The organism is Undibacterium sp. Ji42W (assembly GCF_049340405.1).
In the GTDB taxonomy this organism is placed as follows: Bacteria; Pseudomonadota; Gammaproteobacteria; order Burkholderiales; family Burkholderiaceae_D; genus Undibacterium.
On the sequence record NZ_JBMPOV010000004.1, the window covers coordinates 142,379 to 154,524 of the forward strand.

The 12,146-nt window shown below is 48.3% G+C and carries 12 protein-coding genes; 3 read left to right on the plus strand and 9 right to left on the minus strand.

The features are described 5' to 3' along the window. Nucleotides 1-54: 54 nt before the first annotated feature. The 4 genes from ACO0LG_RS10005 to ACO0LG_RS10020 all read right to left on the minus strand — a co-directional run bounded on the left by ACO0LG_RS10005 (nucleotide 55) and on the right by ACO0LG_RS10020 (nucleotide 3,181). Nucleotides 55-630, minus strand: a complete 576-nt coding sequence (locus ACO0LG_RS10005; RefSeq protein WP_423025851.1) for a hypothetical protein — start codon at nucleotides 628-630, stop codon at nucleotides 55-57. Then, nucleotides 627-2,270: a replication endonuclease gene (locus ACO0LG_RS10010; RefSeq protein WP_423025853.1), complete on the minus strand. Its 1,644-nt coding sequence runs from the start codon at nucleotides 2,268-2,270 to the stop codon at nucleotides 627-629. The genes ACO0LG_RS10005 and ACO0LG_RS10010 overlap by 4 nt, the downstream gene beginning before the upstream one ends. Further along, nucleotides 2,270-2,593, minus strand: a complete 324-nt coding sequence (locus ACO0LG_RS10015; protein ID WP_423025855.1) for a hypothetical protein — start codon at nucleotides 2,591-2,593, stop codon at nucleotides 2,270-2,272. Before ACO0LG_RS10015 ends, ACO0LG_RS10010 begins: the two co-directional genes overlap by 1 nt. 378 nt (nucleotides 2,594-2,971) lie before the next feature. Then, nucleotides 2,972-3,181: a hypothetical protein gene (locus ACO0LG_RS10020; RefSeq protein ID WP_423025857.1), complete on the minus strand. Its 210-nt coding sequence runs from the start codon at nucleotides 3,179-3,181 to the stop codon at nucleotides 2,972-2,974. A gap of 253 nt (nucleotides 3,182-3,434) precedes the next feature. On the opposite strand from ACO0LG_RS10020, the gene ACO0LG_RS10025 reads away from it, so the two are divergent. Further along, entirely contained in the window at nucleotides 3,435-3,734 is a 300-nt protein-coding gene (locus ACO0LG_RS10025; RefSeq protein ID WP_423025859.1) for a helix-turn-helix domain-containing protein, read from the plus strand. A 298-nt stretch (nucleotides 3,735-4,032) separates the two neighbouring features. On the opposite strand, the gene ACO0LG_RS10030 is transcribed toward ACO0LG_RS10025, so the two are convergent. From ACO0LG_RS10030 to ACO0LG_RS10040, 3 genes are all read right to left on the minus strand, one after another. Next, on the minus strand, nucleotides 4,033-4,521 hold the full coding sequence (locus ACO0LG_RS10030; protein ID WP_423025861.1) for a hypothetical protein: 489 nt from the start codon (nucleotides 4,519-4,521) through the stop codon (nucleotides 4,033-4,035). A gap of 914 nt (nucleotides 4,522-5,435) precedes the next feature. Beyond that, nucleotides 5,436-5,789 (minus strand): hypothetical protein, encoded by a 354-nt coding sequence (locus ACO0LG_RS10035; protein ID WP_423025863.1) that lies wholly within the window; start codon nucleotides 5,787-5,789, stop codon nucleotides 5,436-5,438. A gap of 333 nt (nucleotides 5,790-6,122) precedes the next feature. Further along, a complete protein-coding gene (locus tag ACO0LG_RS10040; RefSeq protein WP_423025865.1) occupies nucleotides 6,123-6,455 on the minus strand; it encodes a hypothetical protein in 333 nt (110 codons plus the stop codon). Nucleotides 6,456-6,776: 321 nt separating this feature from the next. On the opposite strand from ACO0LG_RS10040, the gene ACO0LG_RS10045 reads away from it, so the two are divergent. Together ACO0LG_RS10045 and ACO0LG_RS10050 are read left to right on the plus strand one after the other, a co-directional pair. Further along, nucleotides 6,777-6,983 carry a hypothetical protein gene (locus tag ACO0LG_RS10045; protein ID WP_423025867.1) on the plus strand — a complete coding sequence of 69 codons (207 nt, stop codon included), beginning with the start codon at nucleotides 6,777-6,779 and terminating at the stop codon, nucleotides 6,981-6,983. A gap of 445 nt (nucleotides 6,984-7,428) precedes the next feature. Continuing rightward, nucleotides 7,429-8,502, plus strand: a complete 1,074-nt coding sequence (locus tag ACO0LG_RS10050) for a DNA topoisomerase IB (RefSeq protein ID WP_423025869.1) — start codon at nucleotides 7,429-7,431, stop codon at nucleotides 8,500-8,502. 577 nt (nucleotides 8,503-9,079) lie between these two features. Here ACO0LG_RS10050 and ACO0LG_RS10055 read toward each other — a convergent pair. Both ACO0LG_RS10055 and ACO0LG_RS10060 read right to left on the minus strand, forming a co-directional pair. Continuing rightward, on the minus strand, nucleotides 9,080-9,496 hold the full coding sequence (locus ACO0LG_RS10055; RefSeq protein ID WP_423025871.1) for a response regulator: 417 nt from the start codon (nucleotides 9,494-9,496) through the stop codon (nucleotides 9,080-9,082). Between the two features lie 192 nt (nucleotides 9,497-9,688). After that, on the minus strand, nucleotides 9,689-12,058 hold the full coding sequence (locus ACO0LG_RS10060; protein ID WP_423025873.1) for an ATP-binding protein: 2,370 nt from the start codon (nucleotides 12,056-12,058) through the stop codon (nucleotides 9,689-9,691). Nucleotides 12,059-12,146 lie beyond the last annotated feature (88 nt).

Consider the following 12,146-nt stretch of genomic DNA (forward strand, 5'->3'; position numbering starts at 1 on the left):
TCATGCGATATTGCTTGACAATTTTTATTGCATCCTGTTCCAGCTCTTGACTGATCAGTGTCTTCTCTTGCATTTGGTCGCTATCTCATAAAGCCAATGGGCGAAGGCTTCCGGCGTCGCCTCCCGTTCCCGTTTTGTTATCTCTGGCCGGCGCTTTTGCCGCGTACCGTTCTTGCGCCGGCCAGAGCTGGCAACCACACAGGGAGCCTCACCCATCACAAACGGGATTTCAGGCAAATCACCTGGCTCTATCCCGACTATGTACAAAATCGTTTTCTTTTCTGCCCTATGCCCCCACCAATGCTGGTTGACGATGATGGAAAAGCCGCCCCATGCATCCCTTTCACCTGGCTGTGGCAGTCCTGCAGCTGCCCACAGTTTTGACTTGGCCGGATGCTCAAGCACCCCGCCCACTTCCCTGATTTTCCAGACAGCGAACAGGGCCAAGTCCTTTTCGTCATCGCGTGGCTTTGCCATGTGCGCCAGTTGCCCCCATGCGCGGCATGGTGGATGCGCGATAACCGGCGCAACGCCGTCGTATTTGCGGGCATCGCGCTCAATATCGTAGCAATCTGTACCTGGCATGGCCTTGTAGATGGAGTCAGGTCTGACGAACAGGGCTGCAATCATTGGCGTAGCTTCCAGTTCTTAATAAATTCGTCCACTTCGGACGAAAAATTTTTATTTTTTGGGTCGTATTTGATCGACACCCACGGAGGAATTGCAGGTTTCTTGGTACAGTTATTTACACCAGTCCAAGGAAGGTCAAGAGCAACACCATGCCCCGCTTTACCATCCACTCTTTTCCACTGAAAACGCCGAGACTCGTACACAGCAGCAGGATTAGAAGCGCAATACACACCGCACGGCCTGTCATGTATGTACGTCGCATACTTTCCCGACACCTCGACATCTCTTGTTGCAATTCGTATATCGAATCCCTTGCCACATCTTGACTTTCCTGCCCGCCAAAAGTCTGCGAAATTCGCAAGCGCGTCTCCCACTCGCTGTACTGATCGCCAAGCGCGCCGTAATGAATCAGGAGCGCGAGAAATCGAATCAAATTCCACACGACGCAACTCACGCCACACACCAACAGGAGCGCCGCCAATTTGCTGAAACTGTCGAATTCCATGTAACTGACTCCAGTATGTAACCCGCTGGCTTGGTGTGATTTCTTCATTGCCTAGCAAGTCGGTCGTGACAGTCCAGCCGTCACTTGTTTTATGGTCGCCCACATGAGCGCCATCGATATTCTTTGCAACGTATTTGGCTATGTAGCCCGCAGCAGTACCCTTGCCTGCGTCAATGTTGACCAGCTTCACGCGGTTTTCTTTTGCGCCGTGTTCCTGGCCATCTTCTTTCAGCGCGTACTTGCGGATGATGGTTTCCATCATGACGGCATGTTCCGGCGCGACAAACAGCAGCATGTGCCAGTGCGGGCAACCGTCGTGATGTGGTTCAGCGATGCGGAAGCCGTAGGGCTGTATCCCGCGCTTATGCAATGCGCTACGTATACGTGACCATATCTTGCATAGGTAGGCTTGTGCCTGCCTAGGCGTAGCCCCGCAGTATTTCGGGTTCAGGTCGCCGGACTTGCTTAAGATGGCGTGGTACTTTGAAGGGGCTGTAATCGTCCAGAACATGCCGGAGTGCTTCAGGTCTTGCGCGATCTCTTCAAAGCCGCGTATCCGGGTCATGAGTTCGCCGCGCCTGATGGCCTTGTTGCTTACACCGAGTTCGGAAAGTTCGGCCAGTGTATAGCGGTGGCCCTCTTCGTTTTCCAGCTCAACCTTTGCCAGTAGCGCCGCATTGTCTGCGTTACGTTTGCGCTGGCGTGCTGCGGATTCATTGGACAGGTATATGCCTGCTTTGTAGGAAGTAAAACCAAGCTGGATAGCGACGTGCTCAAACCGTCGCGCATGCTCTTTGCGTATTGATCGTACCCACCAGTTGCGATCAAGCGCACGCTTAAGGCGCTCTTCCTCAGTCGCCCCCAGAGGCACTGGTATCCCATGGCGTCGGCAGAGAACCCCGATAGCAATAAGCACATATTCTTTCACCTTGTGAATGTCAATGTAGGAATAGACCTCTTTCACGGCCATGTCAGCCGCGCAGTACATCTGGTCTTCTGTTGCGTCAATGGGCAAGCGGTCGCGCTCAGCCTGGACGCTATGTATGACGAATGATTTTTTTGGATGCCAGTCGGTATCCCGCGACAGGATGACACCCATCCGGCGCGGGAACCCGTTGACGTAGGTTTGTTGCATCAGTGATGCACCTCACACACACCCGGCAACGAACCGCCTTGCATGCATTTGCTGATCACTTCCATTTCATTCATGAGTCGACGCATCGCCACATTTATTTTGCCGCGTTCCAATGCCGTGAACTTGTTCAGGGTATCGTCAGCGCGTTCTTTAGGCAGGTTTGCCGACATGACCGCGATACGGCGAACGGCAATGCTTAGGCGGTTCCAGTGGGCGGCTCTTACCGCCTCCCGGTCAGTTTTAAGCAATGCAAAAGCCGCATCGATAGCGGCATTTGCATTTGCGTGGGAAATTGCGTCCTGTTCGTCGGCAGTGGTTTTCATTTGCTCTCACCTTGCAGCTTCAGGCATTTTTTGCACGTCACTTCGCCGGACACCTGCCACCAGCAAGGATGACGCCCACGCAAAGCAATCTTTCCGCAAATTGCCGCCGCCTCACCTGGCCGCTTCAAATGGACGGAACGACCGCCTTTTGCTGTTACTGTTACAGGGGCACTCACAAACGAACCCCTTCATGTACTGGATTCACTGCGAAGGATGTAACGTTTGCCATCACAAAATCATGATCAACGTCCGCTATAACACCCCTTGTAGCAACCATCATTGCGTGCGCCGCATTACGAGCATCTACAGCCGTCGAATACACAACGAAAGACCCACTGTAAAACGTTACGCTATACCTGTACGTTGTCATGGCCGCACCTATGCGTGAGCGTTGAGACGGGTATTGATTGCAGCCAGACGGCCACCGCGTTGAGTCAGTGCCGCCAGCGTCGTGGCGTCTTTGGCCTGCTCAGCAAAGAAATATTCGTCTGCATTGGCGATCAGCGCGGAGCGCATGACGACTTTCAGCAGCGATGCTTGTTCTGTCGTTAATTCAAGGGTAACGATTCCCTGTTGTTTGTTTGCCATGACTGAACCGTCCTAGGTTTTTTCCTCTTAGGTCGCCTAATGGGGGGCGGGCAGTCTTTGCGTACCTAGGAGGGTGGATTGATTCCCGCCCCAGATGCGAAATATAGACCATCGCTGATTGTCTAGTCAATCGTTAATTGTCGGACATTGGACAATTGTCTGTTGTACGACACATGATAATTGTCTATTATTCGCCTACAGGGGGAAGACACCTATGTCTACCCCTAGGCATACGTATCCCTAGGAGGGGAAAATGAAAACCATCGAATATCTGAATGCAGCTAAGAAGCACCTAGGCGTAGAGAGTGACTACGCTCTCGCAAAACGCCTGGGTGTCACAAAGCAGGCCATAGGCGCAGCCATGTCCGGCAAGAGTACTTTGAGCGATGAAACCGCTGTGAAGGTTGCGCAAGCGCTGGGCATCCATGCTGGACTGGTCTTGCTGGATATGCACCGAGAAAGAGCCCATACGCCAGAACTGGCGGGCTTTTGGAATGAAATTGCAAAGGGTTTTCTAACGCTATTACTGCCCGCTAAAAGGACTCTCGCTTAGGATTTTTTAAGCGACGTTCGCAGTAATACGCTAAATTTTAGCGTGCATTGTACAAGACTTTATATTATGTAAAATGAATGCCGAAGTCAATCTCAAAAATTTGCCGGAAAATTAGTGGCCGCAATACGGACATTCTATATTATGGAGGCGCGTGTTGGCGATCAATGCCCCATGCATTACTTCACGGCTTGCCCGCTAAAATACAGATAGTCGGCTCGCTGCTGCCTCTGCGTCCACTTCTTCGAAGCACTTGTCCTGAGCCGCCGATCAGAAATGCATAAGAGTACTCCCCCTATCGTCAAGGTGTAGGGCAACCGACTTGGGACTGTTTCTGGAATTCACTTTGCCCCGGAGAAATCTGATACATCACCAACCCGGCATCGCTATTCGACAAGGACCAGACCATTAATTCCATCACTTTCATGTTCTCGTACTCAGTGTTGTAGACCAACCTGACTTCGTTAGGAAAACAGGAAGACCCGATGAGAACGGACGACTTGTATTTTCCATATTTGGCAAGCGAGGTCTGGACTGTTGTAGCGAATTGTTCCTTTTGCACTGATGCCTTCATCGCTGTAGAGCCCATATCATAAAGCCGCGCGTAATCCTGTTTTTCATACAGTGTGCGAAGTTTATCGACACTGGCCAATGCTTGGGCCTTGTCTTTGTCAAAATACCCAGCTTTGACATGGACATCGCAGGCGGATAACATCGTTGCACCCAACAAGGCGAGAACTAAATATCTATATATATTGTGCATGCTAGTGAATCCATTGCCGCGCTTCATTATGCTTCTTAAGGTTGAGGTCTTTACACAAGGGGAAATGACGACTTCTGACCGATGTCTGCCGACCCGTGGTCGGGATGTTCAAACGGCGCGCTACTTCGACAGCATTGGATTTTGGGGCGGTAATTGCCATCATGACGACTGTCAAGTAAATTGCAGATTATACAAGAATTTAAGCAACTGGCTTGGTTGCGTTATGGGACGCTTTTGGCGATCAATGCTCCCTGCATTACTACGCGGTTTGCCCGCTAAAAATTCAGATAGCAGGCACGCTGCTGCCTCTGCGTCCACGTCTTGGTCACCGTAACGGGGTTTTCCTTAGCGTTAGTGAGGCTGGATATTTTGCCACTGCGTGGCCGCTGGTATGTCTTGGTGAAAATTCCCGCAAGAGAAAATGCTGCCAGTGACAAAGGTGTTTTTGTCGGGTTAGCATTGTTCGAACTTGTAGCCTGCGAAGTGAGCCGCGGCATCTCCCGGATTCATGCGCCATCTAGTGAGCTGCAATTTTTTTATCCTGGTACCTTGTAGTACCAAAAATAAAAATCTGGGCTGATGCCAATAAAAACGACAGCTTACAGGGCTGCGTAGCTGTTAGTAATCAAGCAGGTCTAATCACGCTGAGTAGGAGCTTCTGGAACGGCTCTCTTAAGGCTTTTTAATATATTTCTAAATTCATCAGCATTGGCCTGCTCTCTTTGTATCTCCTCTGCATTTAGCCTTTTATCGAAATTTCCTAGACTCCAGCACGCTTTCAAAGTATAAATAATAGCTGCTTTGCTATCTCCATTATCAGCTTCATAATTTAGACAGTTAATAAGAAACCTTAAGTCAGAGCGCCTAGGTTCTATGTTGCCTGATTTTGCAAAACTGCAAGACAGAAAAATAAGATAATGGCAGTAAATTCTTTTTTAATATTAGCTGTCTTCATTTTGATTTTTGAGAATTTTCCAGATGCAGAGAAGGACCAATATGCAGAGAAAGTAGTAGCCCCAGGCTATCTTAAAGTATGGTCCACCCATGATGGACCAAGCATCTATGCTGATTAATACACCGAATAACGCCAATGGAATAAAGAGCCCCATGGCAGCAATAACGAGCCAGTCATAAAGCTTTCCAGCGGCTGCTAAAATGCCGTAAATGAATAAGGCCACAACCATTACCGGAATTCCGAATGCAGCAGTAAAAGCTCCTGACATATTACTGGCTTGAGCAAACTCAGCGATGCTAAAGACTGTTACTGCAATAGAAAACTTGATATTTTTATTCATGAATCGAGCCGTCGTGCACGTTATCAAAGAGCGTTAACTTCAAATAGGTGAAAAATTGTGCCTAACTTGGCGAGGTAGTTCGCTTATATTGCTGCCTTGCATTATAGCGAGGAAAGCTTCTTGGCGATCAATTCCTCGCTGCATTACTTCACGGCTTGACAGCTAAAAATCCAGATAGTCGGCAGGCTACTGCCTCTGCATCCCTGTATTCGAAACCGTAACGGGTTCCCCAGCGAGGCCGCTTGTACGCGTCAAAGAAAATTACCGCTCAATAAATTGAACGGCAAGATAGGCTGTCAGGTAAAACATAAAAATCAAGATTCATTGTGCCACCTATTCCCAATCTTTAGGATCATCAAATAGGCCAGGAAGTTCAGGATATATAGGCGCGATTTGGTCTAAGGCCTTCTCGAATTTGTCATATTTTTCATAATCAGTATGTTGTTTCATTACAGCGACGACAGTTCCAAGATGCACCAATATCTCGGGAAAGCCATAATCCAAACTCAACAAAGAATGTAGCTTTCCATTATGCTCACCTAATTCAGTGCCCTTCTCTTTTAAGCGGGAAAGTATTCCAGGAGCCAAGTGTTTGTGCACTAGATTATTCGTGAATATTCCAAAATATTGTTCTAGCTCTGGCTGCAGTTCAACATTTTTCTGCATGAGCTTCTTACTTTTGTAAGCGATACCGTCTTTTGTCTCGAGGGCGAGGTCAAGTGCTGGAGCGGCCAGCGAAAACGCCAGCGTTCAACAAATGCAAGGAACGGCGCCATTAAAAAATCGGTGGAAGCGGTCCACCTTTCGGCACATCAACAGAAAAAAAGCAAATTTATGCTTACGCCTTCTGACATGGATAGTGGGTGTTCTCCTACGCTGGTCCTACTCCCTCGAAAGCGTATCTTCTTTACCATGAACTTACTGATTGCAAATGATCAGTGGAACATGCGGCCGCGGCACTCTGCGGAAAACTTTAAGGAGTTAAGTATGCCTACACAAGCAAACAACAACCAACCTCAAAAATCTGGTAAGTCTCAAGGCGGCACTCACGAGCAACATGTGAAAGCCGGTCAGCAAAGTCACAAAAATGATGCCCAGGGTTCCGGTCAGGGTTCAAAATCTGTCAGCGGCAACAATACTGGCAATCAACAACGTAACGATTCCAAATCCGCTCCGGATTCCAAAAATCGTTAACTCCTTATAGCTATTCAAATTGAATAGCAGCAACTGTTTTTTTTGCGCAAGTCATCGGGGAAATTATCCGGTAAGCTAAAGTAATCGCAAATCAACAGCGTATAAGGAAAGAACAGGTTTGGAAATTTGAAATTGATGTATGCCCAACCAGCTTGCATTGAGATATTTCAACACTCCAAACCTGTTAGATTTTGCTGAAGCATCTCTTGCAAAATTATTCACATTCCCATTAATTTTCCCATTTTTTCGAAGCAGTAAAATTATTTACTGCTTGCAATCCATTTCGATTAGCCACTCTCCTACTTTGTGATATCAAAAACGCTGATAGATCACTGCTTAGCCCTGCTCTATTCTGACACTCAATCTAAAAACAAAATCAAGTTGAGACATGGCATCCATGACACAAGCAAAAAGATTAACTGCTGCAAACTCGGTATTAAAGAGTATGCAGACAGTTTCCTTGATAAAAAGTGATGTGCAATTCGCAGCCAGGAAAGCAGGCCTGTCTTATGTCAGCGATCAGGCTCCGGGCATACGCAGATACGCTATTAGTAGGCGAGGAAAAACTGTTTTCAAATATCTCACGCCCCAAGGCAAGCCTTTGAAGGATGATTTGACACTATCCAGGATAAAGTCTTTGGTCATTCCTCCGGCGTGGACGGATGTCTGGATTTGTGCGCAGGATGACGGTCACATACAAGCGACTGCGCGGGATGCCCGGCAACGCAAGCAATATCGTTACCATAAAAACTGGCGCAGCATCAGGGATGAAGCCAAATACGGCAATATGCTGCAATTTGCATCTGCATTGCCCTTGATCCGTGAAAAAGTAAGAAAGGCGCTGGCCATGAAGGGATTGCCACGCGAAAAAGTGATCGCCACTGTGGTGGCATTGATAGAAAATACCAGTATGCGCATAGGCAATGATGAATATGCCCGCACCAATGAGTCATACGGTATCACTACGTTGAAAGGCAAGCATGTACATCTGCTTGGTACGCAACTTCAATTTGATTTTCGTGGCAAAAGTGGTGTTCAGCATACCATCAGTTTGAAGGCACCAAAATTATGCCGCATCATCAAATCCATGCTGGACCTGCCCGGCCAGACGCTCTTTCAATACTTGGATGAAGAGGGCCAACCACATGCCATCAATTCCACCGAGGTCAACGACTACATACGCAACGCTGCCAATGGCGATTTCACCGCTAAAGACTTCAGGACCTGGGCAGGAACAACATTTGCCGTGCAAGCCCTGATGGAAATTGGAGAAGCAGATACCAAAGCCATCGCGTGTAAAAACCTGGTTGAGGCAATCCGCCGGGTCGCTAAGAAACTGGGTAATACCCAGGCAGTTTGCCGCAAGTGCTATATCCATCCTCAAGTCGCAATTTCATACATGGAAGGAATACTGGCAAAAGAGTGGCAGGCGTGTAGCCGTTTGGCAAAAAAAGGTCAAGCCGGTTTGGAAAAAGATGAGGCGATATTGCTCAAGCTATTGGAAAAATGGCAGCAATAAATCGACGGCCATGGCGCACTAAGAAGCTAAAGGTTGCGCGGATGCAAGTCATATTTGTACCATAATGCCTGGCCATATTCGTCCGCATACCTTGGGAACTAGCTAATTCCACGTCCAGCATACCAAATGGCGTAAGGCTGGCAGCAAACAGACGCAAATCCACGCCAAAATCTGGACGTGCTTGGTCATGAGCTTCGTAACGCGATGAGTGCCATCATTAGCGCTGCTTCCATCTTGTCTCTCACGAAGTGGTGCTCATCATGAAAAATAAAATTCAGGTCAAATAGGTCCATCTCCTCACACTGGTGAACCCTGGAAATGCGCTGCCCTGCCCCTTTCAATAGGCCCATCAAGGACTTAGTCTGAATGTACTGACGCTGGCGAAACTGCGTATTCAAAACCGCTTTGAACCCAGTTTGAACACTGCTTCGTATTCAGCATTGGAGGTTAAGCTCAACACGTCTTTGAAAAATTTGAAAAATGTGCCAAGCCTTATCAGCTTTAAAAACCTCGCGCCAGTCTAAGCAAGTTTTTCAGAGAAACTTCCAGGCACCATTAGGGAGCGCGTCATTAGACTTCAGGCAGAAAACTCATCCAGTATTTTCTGAATCTGGCTCAATTCAAAAGGCTTGGTCAATACCTGACACGGGAAATTGACATAAGTCTGTATGTGGGCACCATGACCGGATGAAAACACGATATGCATATCAGGCGCATCAAGTACAGCTTGCTTGCCCAAAGCGATACCAGACATTTTGGGTAGGTTGATGTCTGTCAGCAGCACATCAAAGCGTCTTTCCTGCAATAACTCCAAGGCTTTTTCTCCACTCGCTGCAGGCGTGGGGTGATGACCGATCAAGTCTAGCATTTCACATAACATCTCCAGCAAATCCTGGTTATCTTCCACAACCAAAATATGTAAACCTGTATTAGCCTGACTGCTGCTATCGTTAGCGGAGGACGTTTCTTGGCCGGTATCAGAAATGGAATTCATCATTATTATTTATTGAGCAAGCTCTTTGTAAATTTATTAGCAATACTTGATTGCCATCGTATGCGCAAACATAAGCAGAACCTAGCAGCGCAATCCCAAAATAATGTAAGACAATTCCTACGCGCAGATAAACAACTCGATATAACAATCTCGTATTATCGTTTATTGCACATGCAGGACTACTGTACAACGTCAATCATGCCCCGCAATCAGTTTTTGTAAATCATCAAGTTCTAACGGTTTGATCATATGAGCGTTAAAACCTGCATTGTGACTGCGTTCCTTATCATGTTGTTGCCCATAGCCGGTCAGCGCAATCAAGCGTATCGTGTCGCCGCCGGGCAATTCACGTATGGCTTTTGCGAGTTCATACCCATCCATACCTGGCAATCCTATATCGAGAATGGCAAGCTCAGGCATCAGGCGCTGCACTTCATTCAAAGCCTGCACCGGGTCATAGACTGCGTTGACCTCATGACCCAGCGCAGAGAGTAATTCAAACAGTGAGTCGGCAGCATCGCGATTATCATCCACGATCAGTATCCTGGCTTTTTCAACAGTAGGTGCGCCATTCTGATTAGCTTGTTTTTCTGCCTCCGCCACAGTCAGTTTATGGGGCAAGCTAATGGTAAAGCTACTACCCAAGCCCTCGCCCGCACTCTCTGCATGGACGCTGCCGTGATGCAACTGTACCAGATTGGTCACGAGCGCCAATCCTATACCCAGACCGCCATCTGATCTGTCTACGCTTCGCCCCCCTTGTACGAAAAGGTCAAAAATATTTGGCATCAAGCTGGCAGAAATACCTACGCCATTGTCGCTGACCCGTATCTTGACCTCATCATCCTCGTGATACGTCACCAATGAAATTTCACCACCATCAGGCGTATATTTTGCAGCATTTGTCAGCAGATTAGCGACCACCTGCGCCAGCCGTGCAGGATCGCCTACCCAGGTGATTGGTGCAACATCCAGGGTCAGGTGATGCTTTTTTTTCTCCAATAAATGGCTGGCCATTTCCAGCGCCTTGTTCATCACTTCCCGTAAATTGGTCGCAACTATCCGGAGCTGTACCTTGCCGCTGGTGATCCTCGATACATCCATGAGGTCGTCTACCAGGCGCACCAGGTGATCGACCTGGCGCTGTATCACCGCCTGCTCCTTGCTGACTGTTGGATTGCGCATTTTCATCAACTCAAGCGCCGTCACTATGGGCGCCAGAGGATTTCGCAATTCATGTCCCAACATGGCTAAAAACTCATCCTTTGCGCGCGAAGTCAGGTTCAGGTCGTCATTCAAGCGTTCAATCTCGGTACGTGCCAGCACTTGTGATGTGATATCAATCGCAATCACCATCAAACCATGCACTTGTCCATCGACACGGCGTATAGGTGCCAGGTTGTAAATATAATAGCGGTCTTCAGGCTCTCCGCCGTGCAAGCTGATATGCACTTTGGTTTCTTCAGACACGAAAGGGCTGCCCTCCCTGAATACCTGCTTGAATTTTGTGCGCACTTCAGAATCAATTAATTCTGGGAAAATCTCATCAAAACTACGGCCCACCACCATCACTTCCGGGCGGCCAATAATTTTGCAATAAATAGGATTGGCCAGTTGAAAAACCAAGTCATCACCCAGCATGATTGCTGTCCCTACTGGTGCATCGAGAAGCAGGCGGTCTCTTTCAGCAGCAGCAAAATCGCGGGCCAGCAGGCTTTCCATGTGCGTGAGCGCACGGCAAACGACAGCTGTAAACTCGTGCAGGAATTTGCTATAAGCTGCATCAAACGGCAAGCGTTGCGACAATTCAAAGGTCAGTGAGCAATCATGATGAAAATGGAGCTCAAGCGCATGAACACTAAAATGGGTGTCTTTATTCAGACTAGCTGCATCTTCATGATTGACGGCTACAGCTAAAATATCGGCCACATTCTCGGCAGCGACAGCACTGACTGTCTCAAATATTTCTTCCCGGGTTTTGCAAAACGTCAAGCGCTCCGTCAGGGACGATAAGGTACGTTGCCTGCGTTCAGCCAGAATACGCGATGTGGTCTCAGTACATACAACCAGAGTGCCGGCAATGCGGTCATCATCGCCATAGACGGGAGTATAGGTGTAAGTCCAGTACACATCTTCCAAGCGCGAATTTCGCCAGATAGGAACCAGATTGTCTTCATACCAATGCGCCTCGCCACCATTCATGACATGGGATATCTGTGGCCAGATAACGGGCCATATCTCTTGCCAGCATTCTCGCCCCTCCTGCCCCAGCGCAGCCGGATGTTTTCCGGTACCGAAACTGGGTACATAGGCGTCATTATATATCTGGATCAGTTTTGGCCCCCACCATAAAAACATGGGGTGCACGGAATTCATGACAATTGCCACTGTCGCTTTTAAGGCTGCAGGCCAGTTACTGATAGGGCCTAGCTCTGTCGTCGACCAGTCAAATGCCCTGACAGCATCGCGCATAAGCGTCCCACTGCCAATGAACGCCCATTGTGTCTGATGGTTCGAAGGCACGCCAGAAGCATCTGCATTGTCATTCTGTGTCGGGGACATACTCGGTCCTGGAAATTGGTAGGCAGCAATATTGTAGCGCTATCCTCACCGGACAACCTGTACATCTGCGGGACATGAGTAATTAGCT